The organism is Niallia sp. Kr1, assembly GCF_050389805.1.
Taxonomy (GTDB): domain Bacteria; phylum Bacillota; class Bacilli; order Bacillales; family Cytobacillaceae; genus Bacillus_BD.
The window spans coordinates 802,690-828,214 of sequence record NZ_CP130945.1; the positions used below are offsets into that span (position 1 = coordinate 802,690).

The window sequence follows — 25,525 nt, forward strand, 5'->3', positions numbered from 1 at the left end:
TAAGTTCGGGAGGCTCACTGTCAGCTATGACGGAACAAAAGGGTCTAAATGCCCGACAGATAAAGGGGAAAGTGAGCATAACGACATGGTTCGTCATAATGTGTTTTTATATTATACTAAAATAAAGGAAAAGAAGTAGTGAAGGAAGTAATATTTACATATATATAGTAGCGTGAATTTTACTTGGGGGACGATAATAGTGAATGAAGAGAAATTAATCAAAAAAATATACTATGAAACATTATTAGATGAACAATCCGAAAAGGAGCCCATTCAATACTTTGGTGAGGCTTTTATGGAAGAATCTAAAAAAGACATCCCAGAGTTATCAGCGATTCGATTTGCCCAAGGAGAAATATATTTTGATTATAAGGACTTTGAGACGGCTATTTTTAAATGGCAAAGTGTTCAAGGTAAATTAGAGGACTGGGCGAAGAAAAATATTGCGGATGCTTATTTTGAGTTAGGTTTACTACCGATGGCAGAGGATACGTATCACAGTGTAGATACAACGGATTTAACACTTAAAACAGAGATTTATCTACAACTATTCTCTCTCTATATCGAACGTGATAAGTTTGATCTCGCTAGTCAAAAAATCAAACAAACGGTTGCGATGAATCCTGATTATCCAAACGTTACGATGGTGGCAAAGGCCTATTTTGAAAAACAACAAGATTGGTCAAGTGCAATCGAATTAGCTCTGAATGAAGCAGCGAGGTTAGAGTCTGTCAAATGGTTTGATACGTTAATTCAGTATGCAAAAAAAGGACATACCGTTATCAAAGAGCCTGTTTATTTTGCGAAAGGGATAAACTTGCTCGCCACATTGGATCCTGAACGATTTGAAGAATTGGCGGCAGCCCTTTGGGACAATTATATAGAAACACCGAAACACATGGATTGGGTGTTTGTCATTAATGGAGTAATTTCGAGCCTAGAATCGAACAACGTTGAGGCATGGAGCGAATTAACGAGATTGTATGAGACTTCTTATTTGGCTTTAATCAATGGCGACTATTTAGTGAAAGAAGTAGAAACGGTTATTCCGCCATTATTAAAGAGTTGGCTGAAAATCTGTGATCCTTCTAGAGTACTGGCTGTTTCGGCTGCGATTCTCTCTTGGGAGGAAATCTTCAATGGTTCTATTGAAGCAGCAACCGTTTATAAAGCTGAAAATTACTTAGTAGATCTTGAACAGTCTACTACTAGTACTGAAACCGTAATCGAGTTGGCTCAGGATATTTTAACATGGGCAAGTAAACAGCAATTACAAGCATCCCAAACGCTTAAGTGGATGCTGACTTCTCTAATGGATATAGAAGAGTACCAGCTTTTACTCGTTGGTAGCTATGAAAGTGGCAAATCATCCTTTGTCAATTCTGTCATCAATGGAGAGGTTCTACCAGAAAATCAGCCATCATTGGTCATGCTTAGCGCAAACGACCATGATGAAATTGACGAAATTTCAGAAACAGAAGTTTTACAAGTTGAGCAAGTGGAAGAGCAACCATCCTTCCGATACCAATGCTCTTATCATGTTAAGTTGGAAAATGACTTTTTAAATCGAAATGACATTTCCTTGATTCATACACCTGATTTTAATAACAATGATGATTGTTTAGAGCATGTGCATTTAGCCGATGGAATTTTGTTTGTATTAAATGCAAACAATCCATTAAATGAGAGGGAAATCGAAGTCTTAAAGCAGATTACCGAAAGAAAGCCGAATACTCCAGTTCATTTTCTATTAAATAAAATGGATTCTGTGTATGACGAGAGAGAGGCTGGAATTCTCATTAGTAATACGGCGGCAAAAATTCGTCCATATGTTGAAAATGCTCAACTATTTGCTTACTCACCACATTATGACCGACACAGCCAACTGAGAGATCTAAGTCACTTTTTAAATGATGGATTTAAAAAGCGCGAAAGACTTCTAGGTAGAACAACTAATCTACTTTATTACATCCGTATGATTATTTCTTATTTAATTAATCAACGAATCGATAAAGAAAATTCGTTAGTGGATAGCATTAAATGGAATGAAGCCATGGTGACGAAAGTGAGCGGTGCGGTCCATCAAGTAGGAGATCAAGAAATTGAAAAGATTCGTATCATGACGAGATCCTACAACAATGTGAAGGATGCCATGAGAAAAGAATTACTGGAACATATTCCAGATCTGCTAAAAGGTTCGACTGAATATATAAATGAAGATAGTGATTTTGGGAATCTATATAAAGAATTAAATGATGAAATGAATCGAAAAGTATTAAATTACTTAGAAAATGCGGCTTTACCGCAATATTACGGGTTTATTCAAAATTGGATTGAAGACTGTACAAATATCTTTAATGAAGTTCAATCTTCGATAAATGAAATGGCTGATAGCTTTAATGAACTTTATGGAGAAGAAAAATTAAAGCTGGAATGTGATTTTAAAGTTCTCGATGATTGGCGTAGAGATGCGGATCGGATGACAAGCGGAATCCACTGGGAAAATATGAATATCTTTATGCGTTCAACACCCGCACAATTTTTACTAAAAAGCGCTGGGAAGTTGCTCGGTGGCCTTGGTCAAAATAAAACCAAGCTGTATAACAAATATAAACAGTTAATCGAATCTGAGGATTATGTTGAAGTTGCGAACATTATTGCAAATAAGTTCTTCCAGCAGTTTGAATTATTTGAGAAGTCGCTTGATCGCGACGTAGCGATTTTCTTTAGAAGTCCGTTAGCAATCTTGAAAAAGACTGTTGAGGAGTCTAACGAGGAAATTGACTCCATGAAGGAAGAATTAAAGCTCATGAGAACAAACCCTGAATACTATCGTGATCCACTTACATTCTTTGAAGTCAAACTTCGTCAGAATGAGTGGTTAAACCAAAAAGAAAGTAAAATGCATGTGTAGATTCGCCGTTAATCCCGTTCTCAAAAATTGAGAACGGGGTTTTTTATGTGTGAAAAAGCTTGTTGGTTCAATTAAGGTGGATTTTGGTTCAAATAAGCCTCGATTGGGTTCAATTCCACTAAACTTCGGTCAATTCTCTTTACTAAAAGAGAATCCTATCGAGAAACTTGACCTTAATCATTCATAATCATTATGTCACATCTCATATCGAAGTTCTTTTTCATTAATTTGTCCATATACATAATGGTGGTATTTCTTTCAATTATAAATGGGCCATTACATAGATAAAATTATGGAGAAGGAGGAGATTTTAATGGGATTAGGCTTTTTTAATGGTAAATATATTCCATTAGACGAACCAGTGATTCCGATTGAAGAAAGAGGTCATCAATTTGGTGACGGGGTTTATGAGATGATTCGTGTTTATAAAGGCAAACCTTTCAAGTTGAACGAGCATGTCGAACGATTGTTCAATAGTGCAAATGCCATTAACCTTCCGTTAGAAAATGACAAATCCTATTTTATAGACTTAATCCTTCATACCATCAAAGTTTCAGGGCTTTTAGAATGTACGGTGTATCTTCAGATTACACGTGGGATAGCAACACGAAATCATATCTTTCCTGATGTCCCAGTCTCCATTTCAATGACAGTGAAAGAAATCACTCCACTAGATCCAGCCCTATATGAAAATGGGGTAAACGTCATTTTTCATGAGGATGAACGCTGGGCCAACTGCTACATTAAATCATTAAATCTTCTCCCGAATGTATTAGCGAGACAAAAGGCAAATGAAAAAGGTTGTTTTGAAGCGATTTTATACCGTGATGAATGGGTAACAGAAGGCTCTAGTTCCAATGTGTTTATCGTAAAAAATGGTATCGTCTATACAACTCCATTATCGAAGAGGATTTTAGAAGGTGTAACACGTGGGGTTGTCATCCAAATCTGTAAAAAGCATGATATCCACTCCATAGAAAAGTCGTTTACTAAAAATCAATTACTAGATGCGGACGAAGTCTTTATCACGAATACTACGGGTGAGATTATTCCAATTGTTAAAGTGGACAATGTAAAAATTGGTCCAGGAATCCCAGGTAAGGTAACGAAGAGGCTACATCGATTATTTATACAAGAAATAATGAATGAAATAGGATAATGTCGAGATGGAAAATAAAGAATATAATGAAGGTGATTTGAAAAAACGTCGGCAATCAACGGTTATTTGAAATAGGGAGGCAACTGATGAATATTATTGATCTACATTGCGACGCATTACTAAAGCTCCAGGAAGCCAAAGGAACACTTTCTTTCGCGAATTCTCCTGAATTGCATACAAACAAGGAACGATTAAAAAAAGGGAAAGTAAAGGTTCAATGCTTTGCAATCTTCATTGAACCAGACGTACCTTCTGATCAAAAGTTCCAGGTGGCACTTGAACAAGTTCATTATTTCTACGATGAAATCCTCGGAAAAAATCCTGAGATGAAGCAAATAAAACGATGGAGTGATTTCGATACGTTAAAAGATGGTGAAATCGGAACCATGTTGACCCTTGAAGGAGTTGAGGCAATTGGAAACGATTTGAAAAAACTCAATATCCTTTATCAGTTAGGAGTAAGATCCATTGGTCTAACGTGGAATCATGCGAACCTCGCAGCAGATGGCGCCGAAGAACCAAGAGGTGGGGGTCTAACGGTATTTGGTAAGGAAATTGTTCGTTGGAATAATGAACATCACCTTCTTACCGATGTTTCCCATTTATGTGAAAAATCCTTCTGGGATGTGATGGAATTAGCAAAGTTTCCAATCGCGAGTCACTCTAATGCACATAAACTTTGTAACCATCCAAGGAATTTAACCGATGAACAGGCAAGGGCCATGTTTAAGAAAGGCGGGATGATTCATGTCGTCTATTACCCTAAATTTATTAGAGATGAGGGTTCCGCATCGATTGACGACTTAATTGCTCATATTGATCATTTTTGTTCATTAGGAGGCAAAAAACAGATTGGTCTTGGTTCAGACTTTGACGGAATTTCCTTTTATGTTAAAGATTTAGAAGATGCGTCTAAAAGCCAAAACGTGATTGAAAAATTATTACGTTATTTCAAGGAAGATGAAGTTAAGGGATTTGCTTATCAAAATTTCCTCGACCATCGTCCAGATGATATGGTAAAATAATCGACAATATTCTACCTTTTTTCTCAATTATTTTACAATGTCCTTTTATAAAAAACATTTGTCCACAATAGATGGAATTATGTATTGCAATTTTTATGAAAAGAGTGGATAATAGAAAAATAAATTTCTACGAAAAATAAAATCTATGTGGGAGATGACGAAATGAAAGTAGCAAAATTTGGTGGGAGTTCCTTAGCGTCGGGTAAGCAATTAGAAAAAGTATATCAAATCGTTTTGTCAGATCCTGAACGAAAAGTAATTGTCGTTTCAGCACCAGGTAAGCGACATGGAGATGATATAAAAGTAACGGACCTTCTCATTACGATGGGTGAGAAATCTTTAAAAGGGGAATCTGTACAGCAGGAATTAGAGGCAGTTGTTGAACGGTATGCTCAAATTGCTAAAGAATTAACTCTTAATGAAGAGATCATTGATAAAATTCGCAAGAACTTAATCGATCTCATTAACGGAGATAAAAGCGAGCCTACTTTATATATAGAAGCCCTAAAAGCAGCGGGTGAGGATAATAATGCAAAATTAGTTGCGGCCTTTTTTAATGCACGTGGAAAAGAAGCTCATTATGTGAATCCGAAAGAAGCTGGCCTGTTTGTAACAAATGAGCCTGGAAATGCTCAAGTTCTCCCAGAGTCTTATGAAAATTTATATCGTTTGCGTGATCGAAGCGGCATTTTAATCGTTCCAGGATTCTTTGGCTATAGCAAAGACGGTTCTGTTCTGACGTTCTCACGAAGTGGTTCAGATATTACAGGTTCAATTCTAGCCAATGGTGTAAAGGCGGACTTATATGAGAACTTCACAGATGTGGATGCCGTTTATTCTGTTAATCCAAGTATTGTAAAGCAACCGAAGGAAATTAGTGAGTTAACCTATCGTGAAATGCGCGAGCTATCCTATGCTGGGTTCTCTGTTTTCCATGACGAGGCTTTGATCCCTGCTTTTCGTGCTGGCATTCCAGTGAATGTGAAGAATACCAATAATCCATCTGCACCAGGAACGCGAATCGTTAACAATCGCGAAAATAAAAATGGTCCAGTTATTGGGATTGCTAGTGATGACGGCTTCTGTAGTATCTATATAAGTAAATATATGATGAATCGCGAAATTGGCTTTGGGCGTAAGTTATTACAAATTCTTGAAGATTACGGCATGAGCTATGAGCACATCCCATCAGGCATTGATGATATGACCGTTATTTTACGAGAGCATCAATTAAATGAGGAAACAGAAGCAGAAGTCTTACAACGAATTAAAGATGAACTACACGCAGATGAAGTAACCATTGAACGTCATCTTGCGTTGATTATGGTCGTTGGAGAAGGAATGCGACATAATGTTGGAACGACATCTAGAGCCTCAAAAGCGTTAGCACAGGAAGGAATCAATATTGATATGATTAACCAAGGTTCTTCTGAAGTAAGCATGATGTTTGGTGTGAAAGCTCATGATGAAAAAAGAGCGGTTCAAGCATTATACAATGAATTCTTTGCTAAAGTATTAGCTTAATTCTTGTAATAATTCTAATTTCCGATATAATTAAATTATTAATTATAAATAATATTCGAATACTCTTATCCAGAGTGGCGGAGGGACAGACCCAATGAAGCCCGGCAACCATCAAGTGACCCTTGAAAAGGTGCTAATTTCTGCAGAAGTAATTCTGAAAGATAAGAGGAGGAATAACATAGATATGTTAAAAAGACCTCTTCTTATTTGTTGAAGAGGTCTTTTTGTAAACAAAAATAGTAAAGCTTATATAAACGAGGAGAGGAAGATGGTTCATGTCAGCTATTCATGTCGCATTGTTAGGTCTAGGCACAGTAGGAAAAGGCGTACTTGAAACCATTCATACACACCAAGAACGCTTACAATTTGCATTAGGGAAACCTGTGAAAGTAACAGCTGTCCTAGTGCGAAATGTAAACAAGCACACCATTCAGGATGAAACGATTTTATTAACTGACCAATTTGAAGACCTTCAATTGGAAAAAGCAGATGTTGTGATTGACGCAATCGTAGGTGTAGAACCTGGTTTTACATATGTGAGAAAGGCCATTGAAAAAGGCTGCCATGTCATTACAGCCAATAAAGAAATGTTTGCTCATCACGGTAAAGAATTAATGGAATTAGCGAGAAAACATCACGTATCGATTGGATTCGAGGCAACGGTTGGTGGAGGGATCCCAGTTATTCAAACTCTTCGCAAACTATTGAATATAAATAGAATTACAAAAGTTGAAGGAGTTATAAATGGGACGTCAAACTTTATTTTGACAAATATGAGGGAAAAAGGTCTTTCTTTTGAAGAAGTATTAAAGACGGCTCAAGAAAGTGGGTACGCGGAAGCAGATCCAACAAATGATGTGGAGGGATTCGATGCCTATTTTAAGGCACTCGTCTTAAGCCATGTTGTTTTTGGCGAAGTTCCCAAACCAGAACATACAGTTCGTAAAGGAATTTCTCAGATTAAAATTGAAGACATCAATCATGCAACCTCTTTAGGATTAAAATATAAACACATTGCAAAGTTAGAAAAACAAGGTGATGTGATTACGTGTAATGTTGAGCCAGTGCTTATATCAAATGACCATCCATTTTATAGTGTTGAAGGGGTGCAAAATGCGGTTTCGATTGATGCCGACATTGTTGGAAATATCACCTTGTTAGGTCCAGGTGCAGGGAAGCTTCCAACGGCAAGTGCGGTCATTGAAGATTTCCTACATCTATATCAAGAACAATCACTTTCTTATCTAAAACAACAACCGCTTGAAGTTTAAAAAGTCTTAATAAGTGTTTGTTCGTTTCCCATTAGAGTAAAATGAATTTAAGTCTTGTCCGAATAATGGTATATTCGGACAAGGATGGGAGAACAAGCCATAAAAGATAGAGAGTCTTTTTATTTAAATCGAAAGAAGATTTTACTATAGTGCTTGTTTAATACCTTTGATAAACTCTTCTGTAGCTATGTCGAGCTCTTTCAAATAATCCGTAATTGAACTTCGGTCTCCGTGATTAACATCGTGAACAATCGCTTTTGTGAGCGTATGAATTTTCCTATGAGGCTCTATTAATTTCTTCATGTCCGATGGAACATCGTGAGTTGAGACAAACCTTCCAAAAGTACACATTTCATGGCTTTGAATATTCTCTTCGTCTATTGTTTCAAAGCCGCATACAGCATTATAGGCTTTCCATCTCCATAATAAATGTTCAGAAGCAACAGGGATAAGCATTTGGTTTCCTTTGAAATCTTTGAAAAAAGGTAGTGCTGTTTTTCGTGCATGTTCAGCGATAGAACTTATAGAATAGATTCCTTGACCTGTTTTTAATACGATATCATTTAATACGCTTGTGTGTTCATTAATTTCACTTATGCGAGCTGATGCTTCTTGGGTTGCCGCCGTTTGTTCTTCCGCATTAGCAGAAATATTTTCAAAAGTGGAATTCATATCTTTTAATAATTCTTTAATTTGATCAATAGAACTGATCGCTTCAGAAGATTGCTCTTTTCCAAACGAAAAGACACTTATTGCCTCATTAAGCTTTTCATTGGATTGATCAATTTCCTCACGTAAATGAACGAACATATTATTGATAAAATCGACCGATTCCTTTGTATTCTGTGCAAGTTTCTTTATTTCATTTGCTACAACTGCAAATCCTCTACCGGCATCTCCTGATCTAGCTGCTTCAATACTTGCATTTAATGAAAGAAGATTTGTTTTTTCAGCCACACTTTTAATGATATTGACTACCTTATCAATTTCTCTTGTTTGTTCTACGACAAATTGCATATTGGTTTGGACCTTTCCCATACTTTGAAAGGAATCATTGATATAGGAAAAAGAGGTATTGATTTTATTAAGGATGTTTTCAGATAAATCAATTGTATTTTTTGTTTTACTAAGTGAATGCTGTACATAATTAGCAATTTCCTCACTAGAAGCACTCATCTCTTCACTTGTTGCAGTTATCTCCTGAATAGAATTTTTTTGAATAGAAATATGATCAACCATATCTTTTACATAAGTCATATTTGTGACATATTCAATAAGCTCACTGTTTAATAGAAACAGCTCCCTTACTTGATCATTTTTCAATTCTAATAGCTTGTTTATACCACGTACTAATTCTGTGTCTCCCTGTAAATAAGCAGAATGGTTGGAAACACCATAGTTTGCGTTTAATTCGTATATTTTTTCTAATTCTTGGATGATCCTATTTTGCTCATCAAGCTGCTCTTGATTTCTTGAGGTTTTTTTAAAATGTAGCATGGTATTAGTTCCTCCATCATTTCATGTCATATCTGTTAACGCTTACAGGATTACTTTTGTATACTAGTATACTATATTTTTTCTTGTGTAATAAACAATTTTTGTTAACATAGCATCATGAAACATTTTAATGAGGAAATATAGAAGCAGAAAAAGAGTCGGATGATCATCCGACTCTTTTTTGCAATGCCTAATTTAACCGAACTTTACTGATTCCTTGATCTTTTTCATCTGATGATGAACGGAAGTTAATAAGATAAAACCACCTAATACCAACAAAAGACTGGTTGTTAAGAAAACAGATGAGAAGCCAAAATACCCTGAAATCATTCCGCCCATTGAAGGTCCAATTAGATTACCTAGAAATTGAAGACTGGTATTATAACCGAGAACTTCCCCTTGAATGGCAATCGGAGCTTCTTGACGAATATAGGCCACCCGAAGCGGAATCAGTCCACCCATTGTGATTCCTAACAAAAAACGAATGAGCAAAAGCTGCCAATACTCTGTAATAAAGGCACCTGGTAAATAAATGATCCCAGCGGCGAATAAAAGGATAATCAGAATTTTGACATACCCAAAACGGTCACCTAAACCACCCCATCTTTTTGCCATTAATAAGCTTCCTAACCCTGCGGCAGAAAAGGCCATGCCTGAGAAAAATGCGAGATTCGCATCCCCATGAAGCTCGTTAACAAATAATGCTAAAATCGGTTGAATACTAAAATTAGCGACTTGAATTAATGTAGATAGGAGAAGTACAGTAATCATGATAGGGTTATGAATGATGCGCTTGATTACTTCAATTCTTGAGTACTTTTTCTTTAACTCATTTTTTGAGCCCAGCTTAAATTCCTTTGTTGTAAAAACGAGAGTAGCTGAAATTAAGATGAGAAAAGAGGTCAATTTAAATGTAGTTGAGAATCCTACCGCATCTGCTAGCATTCCTCCGAAAAGCGGACCCATTAGACTACCTGTAATATTCCCTGTTTGCAGGGTGCCAAGCGCTCGCCCAGCAACTTCCTTCGGTGTTTGTGTTGAAATATAAGCTTGAGAAGTTGGGATAAAACCAGTAAAGATGCCACTAAAAAACCTTAACAAAAATAACTCCCAAACAGATGTAACAAAACCCATTAAAAATAGGGAGGTTGCAAGTCCCGTCCCTGAGAAAATAAGAATCTTTTTCCGTCCATACTTATCACCAATTCTCCCCCATATCGGTGCAAAGATAAAGGCGGTTAAAAACGTGATCGCAAAACATAAACCGGCCCATTGTTGAATATAAGCATCTGAGTAGTTTCCAAATGAAGCGATATATAAGGAAATAAAGGGAAGAATCATCGTCATACTTGAACCAACAAAAAAGTTTGCAAACCACATAATTCTTAAATTACGTTTTGCAATTCGATGGTCTAACATGTGAGTAACACTTCTTTCATAAATGTAAATTGTATATAGAGACTTATTAATAATCATAGACCAATCAAAATGAAAATCAAGGAAACTGCTTTTCTCTTTTAAAAATAAACGAGAAAGAAGGAGGGAAAGTAATTATATCAAAATAATTTATTGATAATTTAAAATGGATAAAAAATTTAAATAATATATTGACGTTAATCTGATTCTGTTATATATTTAATTTGGTAGATATTATACTGTTATACAACATATGTAAGCGTTTAAAATGTTTTTATATTTTCCGGAAAAATGTATAATAAAAGTAGATGGAATATTCATACAATAGGATAGGCTATTTTAAGTAGTTGTTTTACTGCCGTAATGGCAGATTAGTTATTTTATATTATTTAAGAAGAAGGGCTGGTGAATTGCATGACTGATTTTTTAAATTGGTTAAGTGGTGTTGTATGGGGACCACCAACACTCATTTTAATCGTAGGAACAGGACTTTTATTAACGATTCGTTTAGGCTTTTATCAATTTAGTAGTTTGCCATACGCGTTAAAACTTGCCTTTTCAAAAAAACAAGACAAGACTTCTGAAGGAGATATTTCTCATTTCCAATCCTTAATGACGGCATTAGCTGCTACGATTGGAACGGGTAATATTGCTGGGGTTGCAACTGCGGTTGTACTCGGAGGTCCTGGTGCTGTATTTTGGATGTGGATTACAGCTCTTGTGGGAATGGCAACAAAGTATGCGGAAGCCATACTAGCTGTAAAGTACCGTGTGAATAAAAATGGCCAAATGGCTGGTGGACCGATGTACTACATTGAAAAAGGCCTTGGCTGGAAATGGCTGGCTGTGTTATTCGCTTTATTCGGTTCAGTAGCGGCCTTTGGAATTGGAAGCTCTGTTCAGTCTAACTCCGTAGCAGCAGCTGTTCAAGAGAGCATGGGGATCAATCCTTGGATTACAGGTGTTATTTTAACTGTTTTTACAGCATTAGTTATTTTAGGTGGAATTAAGAGTATCGGAAGAGTTACTTCTATTTTTGTACCGATTATGGCCATTTTTTATATTTTAGGTGGATTAGTTATTATCGTTATGAATGTAGATTTACTTCCACATGCATTGGGGCTTATTTTTACTGATGCATTTACAGGTCAAGCAGTAGCAGGTGGCGCTATTGGTGCGGTTATCCGTTGGGGGGTTGCTCGTGGTGTTTTCTCAAATGAGGCTGGTATGGGTTCAGCACCAATTGCAGCAGCTGCAGCAAAGACAGATCATCCTGGACGCCAAGCTTTAATTTCAATGACAGGAACTTTCTTAGATACGATAATTGTTTGTTCAATCACAGGGATTACGCTCGTTATGGGTGGACTCTATATTGGCAATGGAGATTTAACAGGTGCTGCACTAACAACACAAACATTCAATTCAATGCTTCCTGGAGGCGGTTGGATTGTCACCATCGGCATCATTTTCTTTGCATATTCAACGGTTCTAGGTTGGGCTTATTATGGTGAAAAATGTTTTGAATACTTGTTTGGTACTAAATCCATTACCGTTTATCGTATTGTTTATGTGACAACCGTTCTAGTCGGTGCTGGGATGAATTTAGGCTTAGTTTGGACAATTGCTGATATTTTCAATGGATTAATGGCTATTCCAAACTTAATCGGATTAGCACTATTATCTGGAGTCGTTGTTGCTGAAACAAGATCCTTCAAAAAGCTTCGAGCGGAAGAAAAATTACAAGCACGCAGTAATAATATTTCGGTTTAAAAATCTTAGATGGGAGACCCTAACAGCAATTTCTGTTAGGGTCTCCTTTTTGTAGAGCTGGAACACTAATCTATCATTAAACAGCAAAGAAAATGAACTTATAGTAGAAGATTCTAGTTTAAGTTTTGAATGGTCGAAAACGGTTGAAAGGCTTCGACAATTCTATGATGCAGATAATATAGTGATTCTAAAATAGAATCTAACCCAATTTACCCATCTATTATGGAGGTGTCGGAAGTTCTATTAATATTTACCAGTTAAAAGATCGAAATATTGAATAAAAAGAGGAGGAAGAATGTCCTTTATGATATATAGGTATTTATTCATTCTTACGGAACGTGATTAGGTCAATGGTTGTAGTTTTTGACGAAAAATTAATAATTATGTAAAAATATATACATTTATTTAGAATCTCTTAATTTCTATACGACACTTTCTTAACATTTGTTTATTAATATTTGCATTAGGCAAACGTTAGAAAACAAATGAAAAGAGGGAATCTTTTAATGGGAGATATTAATCGTCGTAAATTTTTAACATATGTAGGTACAGGTGCTGCAGCTTTAACCGTTGCATCTACAGGTCTTGGTGGACTAGCTCCAAAAGTAGAAGCAAAAGGTAGAGATGCTGCTAATAATCTTTTCGGATTTAATAAAAAAGTTTCTGGTTTAAACTTTAAACCAATTCAACCATCTGATGCAGATGATATCGTTCTTCCAAAAGGATATAAATATGAAGTAGTAGCTGCATACGGAGATAAAATTAACGAAGCTGGAGACACTTTCGGATTTAACTGTGACTTCACTCAATATTTACCAATCGATGGATCTAACCATGGGTTATTATGGGTAAACCATGAGTATTCTAGTGATATGTTTGTTCAAGGCAAACCTGCTGGTGCAGACGGTAAATATACAGCAAAACAAATTGAAGAAATGTTATATGTCCAAGGTGGCTCGATTATTGAGGTGAAAGGTGATCGAAAAGGCGGCTGGAAAATGGTTACAGATTCTAAATATGCCCGCCGTGTAACTGGTTTATCAGATTTCGCTTTAACAGGTCCAGCTAAAGGTTCAAAAGCCATGGCAAATGCAACAAATGTACAAGGTACATTTGCAAACTGCTCTGGTGGTTTAACTCTTTGGAATACAGTTCTTTCAGCAGAAGAAAACTATGAATCTACTTGTGAAGCAGCTGGTTTAAATGAAAATCACTACGGCTGGATCGTCGAAATTGATCCGTTTGATCCAAACTTCAAAGTACGTAAGCATACAGCATTAGGTCGTTTCCACCATGAAAATGCGGCGATGGGTCTTACAAATGATGGTCGTGTAGCTGTATACATGGGAGATGACGTTAAAGACGCATGTGTGTATAAGTTTATTAGTAAAAATAAATATGTTGAATCTCGCGGTACTGCTAATAGTGACTTATTAGAAGAAGGAACTCTTTATGTGGCAAACATGAAGAAGGGCGAATGGGTTGCCATGACAATTGAAAATGTAAAGGCAGCAATTAAAGGTAAGGCAGACCTTGAAGCTAAATATCAAACACAAGCAGATGTACTTGTCTATGCAGATGAAGCTTCAATCTTGCTTGGTGGAACACCAACAGACCGTCCAGAAGACGTTGAAATCTCTCCATTTGATAAAACGATCTTCATTGCACATACAAACAATGACAGACATGGTAACTTCCATGGACATATCACAAGATTCATCGAAGACAATAATGACCTTGGTTCATTAACATTCGATTTTGAAATCTTTGCTGCTGGTGGTAAACAAAGTGGCTTTAGTGCCCCTGATAACTTAACATTTGATAGCAATGCAAACCTTTGGACGGTTACAGATATTTCTTCAAGTAGCTTAAATAAAGGTATCCATAAGCATTTCAAAAATAACGGATTGTTTGTAATCCCAACGGTTGCTCACAAAAATGTAAAAGAAGATGAAATCGGAGAAGCATTCCAATTTGCTTCAGGTCCAGTAGAAGCTGAAATGACAGGACCTTGCTTCACTCCAGACGAAACAACATTATTCTTAGCGGTACAGCATCCAGGTGAAAACACAAAAGATGCTAAAAATCCTACAAGCATGTGGCCACACCGTAAAGGTGACAACATGCCAAGACCAAGCGTAGTTGCGATTACAGGATTTTAATCGTCATTCACTCTTGTAGCACCCTAAACCGAAATGGAGGGATATTATGCTATCCAATATTGGGGTTCCCGGATTAATTTTAATTATCGTCTTAGCGTTAATTATTTTCGGACCGAAGAAGTTACCAGAACTAGGAAGAGCGGTTGGTTCTACGTTAAAAGAATTTAAACGTTCTGCCAAAGATCTAGTAGACGATGATGATAAACCTGAGCAAAAGCAAGATGATAATGAAATAAAAAGAATTAAATAAAGACAAAAAAGGACCTCCCCTTAAGGTGGGTCCTTTTTTGTCTTTATTTAAACATCAATGCGTGTTAGCTTTTTAAAAAAGAAACATAATAGTATAATGAAGAGAATTGAACTTTTTTAGAAGGAGAACGGAATGACTGAAAATCAAAAAATAATTAAAGAGCTTAAGCCATTTATTGGACAAGTATGGGAAAAGGCAGGGTTTCATTCGCCTACAACGATCCAATCTTATGCCATCCCAGCAATTGTAGAAAATAAAGATGTGATTGCACAATCTCCTACTGGTACTGGAAAAACACTTGCTTATTTGTTGCCAGTTTTAAATAAAATTGATCCTGAAAAGAAATCGGTTCAAGCGGTCATTTTAGCTTCATCACAAGAATTGGTCATGCAAATTTTAAATGAAATGCAAAAATGGTCGGAAGGCAGCGGAATTCGTGGGGCTTCTTTTATCGGTGGAGCCAATGTGAAAAGACAACTTGAGAAACTAAAGAAACATCCACAAATTGTCATCGGAACACCTGGACGGGTTTTAGAACTCATTAAACAAAAGAAATTAAAAATGCATGAAGTGAAGACTGTCGTCCTTGATGAAGGGGATCAGTTGCTAGTACCAGAACATATTGAGAATATTAAACAAATTGTAAAATCGACTTTAAGTGAGCGGCAAGTGGTTTTATTTTCTGCAACCTTACCAGAACAGGTTATTCATATCGCAAATGAACTCACAAAAGAGGCTGAAGTTATTAAGGTTGAGAAAGATGAAACCATTAAAGCTGATACTGTGAATCATATTTATTTTCTAAGTGAGCAGCGGGATAAAATCAAACTAATTGAAAAAATATCTCGTCTTGAAAAAGTAAAAGCTCTTGTATTTGTAAAGGATATTGGAAACTTAACTGTGCTAGCGGAAAAACTGCAATTCAAACAAATTAATGTAAGTACGCTTCATAGTGACATGAATAAAATGGACCGTCAGAAATCAATTCGAGAGTTTCGAGATGGAAAAACTCCGATGCTAATTGCAACCGATGTCGCAGCGAGAGGGCTTGACATCGAAGCGATAACTCATGTGGTTCATCATGATTTTCCAAAAGATATCAATCAATATGTTCATCGCTCTGGAAGAACGGGAAGATTTGGCGCAAGTGGTACTGTGATTTCCTTAGTAACAGAGCGTGAGGAAAGAGAATTAAAGAAATTTGCGAAGGAATTAGGGTTTTCAGCTGAGATTAAACGATTCCATGGCGAAGAAATCGTTGACCCTAAACAGACCTTTTCTAAAAAAAGGTAATTTTCGCTTCAGAATAAAGCGAGATAAGGAAATGCATACTACCTACTGTAAGTCATTCAAGTGCATTCAGCAGTGTACCTCTACGTTAAAACTAAAGCGATCCAATTTAGTGGAGTGCAACCTTTGGCTGAATGCAGTTAAGCGTCCGGCGGATACCTCGGATTTTTAATGGAATTGATCGAACTCGATCAAAATTCGAGCGCAAAATCAGCGGGCGAATATGATTAAGGAGTGTATTTGACATGGGTAGAACAAAACGCGGGAATGCGAATGCACAACGTAATAAAAACAAGAAAAGAGAACAAAGAACAAGTGAAGAATTAGTAGAGTTTACAACAGGTAGTAAGGAAAGACAAGCAACGGAAACAATAGACTAATTTTGTATGTAAGGAGATGCTCAGGGCAGGTTACTGGGTATCTCTTTTTTCGGGCTTGAAAATTTGCAAAATCCACTATTAGTTAAAAATCTATACTTTCAAACTCAATATGACCATAAATAAATAGCAACACTAAAATTTATTTCAAAATGGATGACCCCAATACATCCATATCTTACCCACTTAGCTTCTTTTTCGTGCTCCTTCTACAACATTTCCATCATGGCTGAAACGGGAATCATATTCACAGCTCAAGAGGGTATAGACGCTTACTTGTAAACCAGCCTTCTGCAATAACTAACCAGCTGTAATTCCAGCAATCCCTCCACCAACAATGGCGACATCGACCTTTATATTTTTCGTTCCTTCTCAAATTCAGGTAAGGATACTTCACGCCAATAGGGTTCTGGAAATGTCGGCATTTCCTCAGGTGAATTGACCAAAAAATTCCTCCTTGTTTAAGTAAACCTATGGATAATTTTCCTATTTGGAAAAATTGTATACGTATCGTTTTTCCGAAAAAAGGATAAAAACACTATATTTTGAAATGCTAAGAGTAATAGGGTCATTTCTACGAAGAAGATGATGAGGGGGACAAATGGTAACATTTGCGTTCATACTTGTATTTATTTTGTTGGGTCAATTAATGCTTATAGTGGATTTGATTTTATTTGAATATGGTTATATGGAGGCCTTTTTTATGGTCTTTCAATCTCAAGGAACGGCAGACCGCTATATCTTATTATTTACCGTCCTTTTTGCATTAGGGTGGAGTATTGTAACGGATGTCCGCAGAAAGAAAATACAGAAAAAGTCTAAAAGTCTTGAAATGGAGGAACAATCCTAGTCTTATGTTTATACCAATGATTTCTTAGAGGAATGGTTGTACATGGTTAAAGAGAATATTTCAACAACCCAATTATTTTCATTAATATTTATTTTATTACTAGGAAGTGCACTTATTGTCGGGATTGGGATAGAAGCCGAACGAGATGCATGGATTGCTGTGTTTTTGGCAACTTTATTTGGAGTAGGGTTAGGTCTTTTTTATTTTCAATTGGTCGCACTTCGTCCAGGTTCAAACTTATTTGAAATCATGGAGTATTGTTTTTCTCGTCCTATAGCCATTGGTTTGGGTATGGTATATATCATTTATTTTTTATATCAATCTTCTCGGGTAACACGGGATTTTTCTGAACTAATTACCGTTGCCATCTTGCCAATCACACCAATTGAAATGATTTCCGTTACTTTTTTACTTGTGATCGCATACATGATTTATTTAGGGTTTGAAGTCTTTGCACGAGTGACAGAGATTTTTTTACCTTATTTGTTTTTGTTTCTTTTTTTGTTCGTGATTTTTTTATTTGCTAGTGGATTAGTAGATTTTAATTATCTGTTACCCGTTTTAGGAGATGGATTTACACCGGTTTTAAAGGCGTTATTTCCAACTTTACTCACATTTCCGTTTGGTGAGCTCATTGTCTTGACGATGATTCTTCCAAATGTGGGCAAATTTGATCGTTGTAAAGGAACAGTGTTGTTAGCGATTTTGATTGGAGGCATCTTTTTAACCATTATTATGTTTTTAATTTTGATTACGATTGGTCCGGACATGATGCATAATAAGGCTTTTCCTTTATTGACTGCATCTAGACGAATTGCCTTAGGCGAGTTTATTGAACGAATTGAAGCGCTTGTTGTTTTCCTCATGTTACTCAGTGCTTTAGGGAAAGTCACTATTTTTCTATATTGTGGTTTAATAGGCCTTCAATATATATTCCGAGTCCCTTATAAATTCTTTGCCCTGCCGATTGCTATGGTGGTATCGGCAGCTTCAAATGTTATCTCCCTTGATTTTGCAGAGCATATGGAAGAGGGGCTGCGCTTTACAACGAATATTTTTCACCCTCCCATGCAGCTAGTTATTCCATTCGTGATCTTTATCATGTTAATGATAAAGAAGCGAAGGAACCCGTCTAGTCAGCAAGATCAGAAACAAAAAAAGGGGGTGCAGTCATGAACTCAAAAAAGCCGCTTGTTACCATACATAGGAAAAAGGATAGGTTCACAAAACCGAAGCGGCAAACACAGGAAAATCATTCAAGTATTTCTGGTCCATCGAATGAGCTTAACGATACTCAGTTAAAAACAATGAATAAACATTCGATAGATGAATTAAATAAAATCATCACTAATGCCTTAGGGAACACATCAGACTTAAAGACAGAAAAAGTTAAGATAGCAGAAGTAGATAGCATCATCTTTTATTTAGAAAGTGTTATTGAGCTTAGAGAATTGCAGAAAATGTTCTTTAATAAAGAAACCTCGTTTGGAAATCAGAAAACGTCTTTAGATCCACAGTCGGAAGAGGAAATGGAAAACCTTTGTAATGATTTATTTGGTGGAGGAAGGTATCAATTTATCCAAACGGATGATGATGTTATAAATCATATGTTAAACGGTAACATTATCATGGCTATCAAAACGTTTCCCAAATTTATTAGCATTAATATTCCTATTGAGAATACTCGATCCATAGAAGAGCCATCGACTCAGACTGTGATTCGTGGTCCGAAAGATGGCTTTATTGAAGGTTATGTCACAAACCAGTCTTTAATAAGGAGAAGAATTAGAAATTCAAAGCTTCGTTTTGAGGAGTTTACCCTTGGAAAAGATACAAAAACAAAGGTAGCGATAGGGTATATGGATGGAATTGCGAATGAATCCATCATTGAAGAAGTAAGAAAAAGACTGAATAAAATTAAAGTATCAGCAATTTTCGAATCAGGAAATATTGAAGAATTAATCAGTGATAAATCCAGTTCTGTTTTTCCGTTGGCATTAAATACAGAACGTCCAGATACAACAGCTGCTCATTTGATTGAGGGGAAGATCTGCATCATTGTTGATGGTTCCCCATTTGTTTTGATTGTACCGGCAGTATTTACCGACTTTTTCACATCATCCGAAGATTATTATAATCATTTTGTCATGTCTAGTTTTTTACGAGTCATTCGCTATCTATCTTTTTTGATTGTATTAATTGTACCTTCAGCTTATGTTGGGGTATTGACTTATCATCAGGAGCTTATTCCTACCTATCTATTATTAAATATTATTGCTCAACGTGAGGGGGTTCCATTTCCTGCTGTCGTAGAAGTTTTACTTATGGAATTGGTGTTTGAAATTCTGCGGGAAGCTGGGATCCGTATGCCAAGGGCGGTCGGACAGACAGTATCGATTGTGGGTGCCCTTGTGATTGGACAGGCAGCAGCTCAAGCAGGAATTATTTCGAATATCATGGTCATAATTGTAGCTATTACGGCCACTGCTAACTTTGTAGCACCTGTGTATAGTTTATCAGCTGCTACAAGAATCTTAAGATTAATCCTAGTTCCTATTGCTGCTTTTTTGGGTTTATATGGGGTTTTACTTGGGTTAATTGTTATGGTGGCTCATTTAGCCTCATTACGGTCTTTCGGAGTACCTTATTTAGCCCCAATTGCCCCATTTTCTCTCAAAAATCAGCGAGATGTCATCTTCCGTATGCCGTATTGGGCATTGAACAGAAGACCCACTTATTTGCGTACGCTTGACCAACCAAAAAACGAAACAATGGGTTCACCGACACCCCCTGATATGCTGAGGAGGAATAAAGGATGAGAAAAAAAACACTCTTTCTCAACATGTTTTTATGTTTGTTTTTAACAGGTTGTTGGGACCAACGCGAATTATCTAATCTCTCGGTCGTCACAGGTATGGCAATCGACATTGGAAAAAATGCACCCTATGTGTTAACGATAGAGGCGATTAATGCAGCTGAATTAAATGAACAAACAACAGTGGGTAACGCTCCAACTATTATCTTTTCATTGGAAGGGAAAACAATTGGTGAACTATCTCATAAAATGAATGTGGGAGTTTCGAGAAATTTAATTTATTCTCATATGAAAACCTTGGTCATTAGCAAAGAGGTAGCTGAAAAAGGAGCACTTGACTTTTTGGATTTTCTTGAACGGACTCGGGAAATTCGTGATGATTTTAATTTTATCGTTGCAAAGGAAGGAAAAGCCGCCGATGTATTGAAGGTTCTTTATACGATTCAGAAATCCTCAGCATTAAAATTAAAGGTTCAGTTGGAAACGGCAGCAGAATTATGGGGTGGAGATCCGGATGTTCGTCTTAATGACTTTTTAAGAGCTATGATGTCCCCAGGTCGACATCCAGTTCTAGCTCAGGTTAAGATTAAAGGTAACCCTGAAAAAGGTAATAGCTTAGACAATATAACAAAGCCAGAATTAGATGCTATTGTTGTTATTGATTCTATGGCTGTATTCCACGACGATAAGCTTGTTGGGGCATTGTCACTAGAGGAAACGAGAAATTATTTGTGGACTCAGGACAAGCTTCAAAAGACGATTATTTCAATCCCTTGTGAGGAGGGGGATAAGGATGACTTTTTTGCAATTAGGGTAAAAAATTCGAATACAAAGCTAAAAGGTCATCTCGATGATGAAAAACCAAATATAGATATGAATATACATGTGGAAAGCTATGTAAATACGAGTCAATGTAGTAAACCCTTGGATAAGAAAGAAACGTATCAGGATTTCCAAAAGACAGCTGAAGAATATTTACAAAAGCAGATTAGTGGGACCATTGAAAAGGTACAAAAGAAATATGGTATCGATATTTTTGGTTTTGGTGAAGTTATCAGTCGTCAAGACTATAAAAACTTTAAAGAAATTCAAAACCATTGGGATGAGGCGTTTAAAGAAGCACAAATTAATGTGAGTGTAGATGTCAATATAAGCAGAGCAGGGTTGAATACAAAAGGTGCATATAGAGAAGCGAAAGAAGAACAGTAGCGCACAAAGAACAAGGGATTTAATCTCTTGTTCTTTATTATTTTCTCCGTTTTATTTATATCTCCGTCTTAAGTCTGACTTCAAAATACATTTCCAGTTCGTTATAGAAAAAACATGAAAAAGGTAAGATGAAATCAAGAAAGGAGGCAACAAAAAATGAAAAAATTTGGGTTGCTTGTATTAGGAGGAATTGCAGCAATTGTGCTGCTTCATAATTTAGGACCAATGATCGGATTGGTGATTAGTTTAGCTATTTTTTACTTTGCCTTCAAAGGCTTTATAAAAACAAATTCAGTTCTGGCAAAGGTAGGCTGGGGATTCATTGGATTTATTGCGATCATGTCACTGGCTGCAAATGTTCCAGCCATACTAGGTGTAGTAGCGATTTATGTTTTGTATGTCGTATATAAAAAATGGAACAAACCGAAAGAAACGATTGTTGAATCAGACGATCCATTCGTAAATTTTGAAAAACAATGGTCAGAGTTACACAAATACTAATGGGAAGAAGGGACATGTGCCTGGTCCTACCTACCAGTAAAGAGGAAAAATTAATATATTTCCATTGGGGGCAAGGAACCTGTCCTATGCCCCACTATTTAATAAAGGAGAGAAAAACATGACAAATTTATTTACAAGATTAAAAAATACGATATTAGCTGATTTACACGGGGTTCTAGATCAAAAGGAGCAAAAAAATCCGATCGCTTTGCTGAATCAATACCTACGTGAATGTGAACTAGAAACGGAAAAGGTTCGTAAGCTTTTAGAAAGACAGTATCGTTTGAAGGATGAATTTACAAGGGAATATAATCAAGCAGTAGAGCTATCAGCAAAACGTAAAAAACAAGCGGAAATTGCGTTATCAGCAGAGGAGACAGAACTTCATCAGTTTGCACTTACTGAGCAGCATCAATATGAAGAACGTACAATCAAATTACAAGAATTATTAACACAAGCCAATCATCAATTAGTAGACTTAGAGCAAAAATATGAAGAAATGAAGCATAAGCTAAAAGACATGAATATCCGCCGTTTGGAATTAATGGGTCGTGAAAATGTTACACGCGCCCAAAATAAAATGAATACAGTACTTGATAATCAAACCTATAGCAGTAAATCCTACTCAAGATTTCAAGAAATTGAATCTTACTTGGATCGTTTAGAACAACAGGTGAACAGTTCCTATTATCAGAACACGATTGATGCAAGAATTGCCATGTTAGAAAAACAAAATTCTGTAAAAATGGACGAAACAAGTTCAATTTCCTAACGTAAACTGTTATTCTTAAAAGGGTATGGGGACATGGGGAAAGGTACCGTGTCCCACTTTTGATGGTAGGGTAAAGGAACCTTTCCCTCTGTCCTTATTTAAGTCTCGCTCCAGCGCCAGCCCTAGTAGGTTTAGTTAATTTGCTTCGGAAGGTAAAGAACGCGACTTCTGTCAGCGCCCGTCGTATGCCTGTCAGGGATAAAATAAGGCGCTTCCACTTTTCAACTATCCTGTTACAACAAGAAGGGAGGACTAGACGATTGTTAAATAAATTAAAAACGGATTATGTCAGCTGGATCCTATTAATAGGCGCATTTTTTCTTATACTTGATGTGTTTTTTTTCAATCGAGGGCTTATTTTCTCTCTTATTGTGGCAACAGGAATGGTCTTTGTAGGAAGAAAACGGATGCCGAAAAAAACGGGGAAATTCCTCTATTGGGCAGGTCTTGTATTCTTAGTGATTAATGCATTTAATATGTTATCCATTCGCTTCTTTTTCGTCGCACTTCTTTGTGTATTTATTGTCCAATTTGGTTCTAGAAAACAAAATCCAACAACGATCCATCCGATTATAAAACAGCCGGAAGAATCGACTATAGAAAAGGAAACCATTGTAAAGGAGAAACCTCTTTTACAAAATTACTTTTTTGGAGGGCAAAAAACTCCCGAACATGTTTATGAATGGAAAGATGTGAATATTCAAGGTGGTATGGGAGATACGGTCATTGACTTTAGTTACACCGTACTGCCGAAAGGTGAGACTATCACATTTATCCGAAATGTGATTGGAAAGGTAACCATTCTCATTCCTTATGATGTAGAGGTAAGTGTAAATCATTCCGCTATTTATGGCTCTGCAAAAATTCTTGATTTTTACGAGTCACAAGCGATGAATCGTCAAGTGAAAGTTGAAACGGCTCAATATGAACAAGCTGATCAAAAGGTGAAAGTATTTACTTCGATGTTAGTCGGAGATATTGAGGTGAAGCGAGTATGAATATCGTTTCACGACAAATTATTTTCGGAGCCGTAATTGCCATTATTGTGTTTGTATTCGTATTAATTGGGACATTGTATGTTTATCCACTGTTTCATTACAGTGATCTTTGGGAACAAAATGTACTAGACATCCCCTTTATTATCCTTGTACCCAGTGTAAGTATGGTCATTGGGATTTTATTTGGATTTTTCTCAGGTCATTTTTGGAAAAAAGAACTTCAAGTGGTAGACGATGGGCTTCATCAATTGGAAGAAGGAAGACCATTAGATATAACAAGTTCGTCTTTACCAGAAATTCAAACCATCTCAAACCGAATGAGTAAGATTCAAAAGCAAATTATCGAACAAGCGAAGTTATCTCAGCGCCTGGCAACAGAAGCAGCTCAGGATCAAGAGAAACTCATGCAGGAAATTATTTTTCAAGAACGAAACCGATTGGCGCGTGAACTTCATGATTCGGTCAGTCAACAGTTATTTGCCGCATCGATGATGATGTCGGCGATCAACGAGACGCCTGCTTCAAATGATTTGGAAGCAAAGCAACTGAAAATCGTTGAGGAAATGATTCATCAATCCCAACTAGAAATGCGTGCCTTGCTCTTACATTTACGCCCAGTTGCATTAAAAGGGAAAACGCTGCAAGAAGGAATCGAGGAATTATTAATTGAACTTCGACAAAAGGTAACGATGGATATTAAATGGAAAACAGAAGAGTTTCCAGTTGAAAAAGGCATCGAAGACCATTTGTTTCGTATTTTACAAGAATCGGTATCCAATACATTGCGTCATTCAAAAGCGAGTACTTTAGAGGTACTTTTGATTAAACGGGACGGATTTATTATTTTACGAGTATCAGATGACGGGATTGGCTTTGATGTCGATGAACAAAAAGCGGGTTCCTATGGCTTACAAAATATGCATGAAAGAGCCGTCGAAATTGGTGGCAATTTAAAAATTATTTCGCTTAAGCAAAAAGGCACACGATTAGAAGTAAAAATACCTGTTGTAAATGAAGGTGAGATGGATGATTAAAGTATTATTTGTGGATGATCATGAAATGGTACGCATCGGAGTTTCGGCCTATCTTTCTGCACAGCCTGATATTGTAGTGGTAGGGGAAGCGGATGACGGGAAAATAGCAGTTGATATGGCTCTATCCCTTAAACCAGATATTATTTTGATGGACTTAGTGATGAAGGAAATGGATGGTATTGAAGCGACAAGAAGAATTATTGAGCAGTGGCCAGAAGCGAAAATCATTATTGTTACAAGCTTTTTAGATGATGACAAAGTGTACCCGGCTCTTGAAGCAGGTGCGACTAGCTATATGTTGAAAACATCAAAGGCTAGTGAAATTGCTCAAGCGGTCCGCTCTACTTATCAGGGACAATCCATTTTGGAACCTGAGGTAACAGGGAAAATGATGAGCAGAATGAGGCGAAAAAATCAGCATGAACTACATGAAGAGTTGACAGGAAGAGAAATGGAAATCCTTCTTTTGATGACACAAGGAAAAAGCAATCAAGAGATCGCGGATGAATTATTTATCTCATTAAAAACGGTCAAAACTCATGTTAGTAATATCCTCAGCAAACTGCAAGTGCAGGACCGTACTCAAGCAGTGATTTATGCCTTTAAGCATTCATTAACAAAATAAGTCAGTACACCGCAAATGGACAAATGATTTCAAATGTCTTTTTGTAGTGTCTGACACCTTTTTATG

The 25,525-nt window shown here is 36.6% G+C and carries 21 protein-coding genes and 1 riboswitch; of the genes, 19 read left to right on the plus strand and 2 right to left on the minus strand.

Translation table 11 applies throughout. From position 1 onward, the window contains the following. Positions 1-199 precede the first annotated feature (199 nt). The 5 genes from Q5760_RS03910 (at position 200) to Q5760_RS03930 (ending at position 7,893) form a co-directional block, all read left to right on the plus strand. Positions 200-2,914, plus strand: coding sequence for a GTP-binding protein (locus Q5760_RS03910; RefSeq protein ID WP_428910940.1), 2,715 nt, complete (start codon positions 200-202; stop codon positions 2,912-2,914). A gap of 313 nt (positions 2,915-3,227) precedes the next feature. Continuing rightward, the gene (gene dat, locus Q5760_RS03915) at positions 3,228-4,073 is read left to right on the plus strand and encodes a D-amino-acid transaminase (RefSeq protein ID WP_428910941.1); all 846 of its coding nucleotides are present in this window, start codon (positions 3,228-3,230) and stop codon (positions 4,071-4,073) included. Between the two features lie 86 nt (positions 4,074-4,159). Then, positions 4,160-5,098, plus strand: coding sequence for a dipeptidase (locus tag Q5760_RS03920; RefSeq protein ID WP_428910942.1), 939 nt, complete (start codon positions 4,160-4,162; stop codon positions 5,096-5,098). Positions 5,099-5,260: 162 nt separating this feature from the next. Then, entirely contained in the window at positions 5,261-6,622 is a 1,362-nt protein-coding gene (locus tag Q5760_RS03925; RefSeq protein ID WP_428910943.1) for an aspartate kinase, read from the plus strand. 62 nt (positions 6,623-6,684) lie between these two features. Then, positions 6,685-6,790, plus strand: a riboswitch (SAM riboswitch). A gap of 107 nt (positions 6,791-6,897) precedes the next feature. After that, on the plus strand, positions 6,898-7,893 hold the full coding sequence (locus Q5760_RS03930) for a homoserine dehydrogenase (protein WP_428910944.1): 996 nt from the start codon (positions 6,898-6,900) through the stop codon (positions 7,891-7,893). A 144-nt stretch (positions 7,894-8,037) separates the two neighbouring features. Here Q5760_RS03930 and Q5760_RS03935 read toward each other — a convergent pair whose 3' ends face one another. Together Q5760_RS03935 and Q5760_RS03940 are read right to left on the minus strand one after the other, a co-directional pair. Next, a complete protein-coding gene (locus tag Q5760_RS03935) occupies positions 8,038-9,390 on the minus strand; it encodes a methyl-accepting chemotaxis protein (RefSeq protein WP_428910945.1) in 1,353 nt (450 codons plus the stop codon). 195 nt (positions 9,391-9,585) lie between these two features. Next, positions 9,586-10,809 (minus strand): MFS transporter, encoded by a 1,224-nt coding sequence (locus Q5760_RS03940; RefSeq protein ID WP_428910946.1) that lies wholly within the window; start codon positions 10,807-10,809, stop codon positions 9,586-9,588. Positions 10,810-11,220: 411 nt separating this feature from the next. Between Q5760_RS03940 and Q5760_RS03945 the strand changes: the two genes are divergently transcribed. The 14 genes from Q5760_RS03945 to Q5760_RS04010 all read left to right on the plus strand — a co-directional run bounded on the left by Q5760_RS03945 (position 11,221) and on the right by Q5760_RS04010 (position 25,459). Further along, complete coding sequence (locus Q5760_RS03945; protein ID WP_428910947.1) at positions 11,221-12,576, plus strand: alanine/glycine:cation symporter family protein; 1,356 nt, start codon at positions 11,221-11,223, stop codon at positions 12,574-12,576. Positions 12,577-13,082: 506 nt separating this feature from the next. Continuing rightward, positions 13,083-14,738 (plus strand): PhoX family protein, encoded by a 1,656-nt coding sequence (locus Q5760_RS03950; protein ID WP_428910948.1) that lies wholly within the window; start codon positions 13,083-13,085, stop codon positions 14,736-14,738. Between the two features lie 46 nt (positions 14,739-14,784). Further along, a complete protein-coding gene (locus Q5760_RS03955) occupies positions 14,785-14,988 on the plus strand; it encodes a twin-arginine translocase TatA/TatE family subunit (RefSeq protein WP_428910949.1) in 204 nt (67 codons plus the stop codon). Positions 14,989-15,120: 132 nt separating this feature from the next. After that, a complete protein-coding gene (locus Q5760_RS03960) occupies positions 15,121-16,281 on the plus strand; it encodes a DEAD/DEAH box helicase (protein ID WP_428910950.1) in 1,161 nt (386 codons plus the stop codon). A 242-nt stretch (positions 16,282-16,523) separates the two neighbouring features. Continuing rightward, entirely contained in the window at positions 16,524-16,658 is a 135-nt protein-coding gene (locus tag Q5760_RS03965) for a hypothetical protein (protein WP_338471755.1), read from the plus strand. Positions 16,659-17,256: 598 nt separating this feature from the next. Beyond that, positions 17,257-17,505, plus strand: a complete 249-nt coding sequence (locus tag Q5760_RS03970) for a hypothetical protein (protein ID WP_428910951.1) — start codon at positions 17,257-17,259, stop codon at positions 17,503-17,505. Positions 17,506-17,547: 42 nt separating this feature from the next. After that, positions 17,548-18,681 (plus strand): GerAB/ArcD/ProY family transporter, encoded by a 1,134-nt coding sequence (locus Q5760_RS03975; protein ID WP_428910952.1) that lies wholly within the window; start codon positions 17,548-17,550, stop codon positions 18,679-18,681. Then, positions 18,678-20,324 (plus strand): spore germination protein, encoded by a 1,647-nt coding sequence (locus Q5760_RS03980; RefSeq protein WP_428910953.1) that lies wholly within the window; start codon positions 18,678-18,680, stop codon positions 20,322-20,324. The genes Q5760_RS03975 and Q5760_RS03980 overlap by 4 nt, the downstream gene beginning before the upstream one ends. After that, entirely contained in the window at positions 20,321-21,529 is a 1,209-nt protein-coding gene (locus Q5760_RS03985) for a Ger(x)C family spore germination protein (protein ID WP_428910954.1), read from the plus strand. Before Q5760_RS03980 ends, Q5760_RS03985 begins: the two co-directional genes overlap by 4 nt. A gap of 156 nt (positions 21,530-21,685) precedes the next feature. Continuing rightward, a complete protein-coding gene (locus Q5760_RS03990) occupies positions 21,686-22,030 on the plus strand; it encodes a flagellar basal body rod protein (protein WP_428910955.1) in 345 nt (114 codons plus the stop codon). 118 nt (positions 22,031-22,148) lie between these two features. Then, positions 22,149-22,802, plus strand: coding sequence for a PspA/IM30 family protein (locus Q5760_RS03995; RefSeq protein ID WP_428910956.1), 654 nt, complete (start codon positions 22,149-22,151; stop codon positions 22,800-22,802). A 260-nt stretch (positions 22,803-23,062) separates the two neighbouring features. After that, complete coding sequence (gene liaF / locus Q5760_RS04000; protein ID WP_428910957.1) at positions 23,063-23,800, plus strand: cell wall-active antibiotics response protein LiaF; 738 nt, start codon at positions 23,063-23,065, stop codon at positions 23,798-23,800. Further along, positions 23,797-24,834, plus strand: coding sequence for a sensor histidine kinase (locus tag Q5760_RS04005; RefSeq protein ID WP_428910958.1), 1,038 nt, complete (start codon positions 23,797-23,799; stop codon positions 24,832-24,834). Before liaF ends, Q5760_RS04005 begins: the two co-directional genes overlap by 4 nt. Continuing rightward, complete coding sequence (locus tag Q5760_RS04010; protein ID WP_428910959.1) at positions 24,827-25,459, plus strand: response regulator; 633 nt, start codon at positions 24,827-24,829, stop codon at positions 25,457-25,459. The genes Q5760_RS04005 and Q5760_RS04010 overlap by 8 nt, the downstream gene beginning before the upstream one ends. The last annotated feature ends 66 nt before the right edge of the window (positions 25,460-25,525 follow it).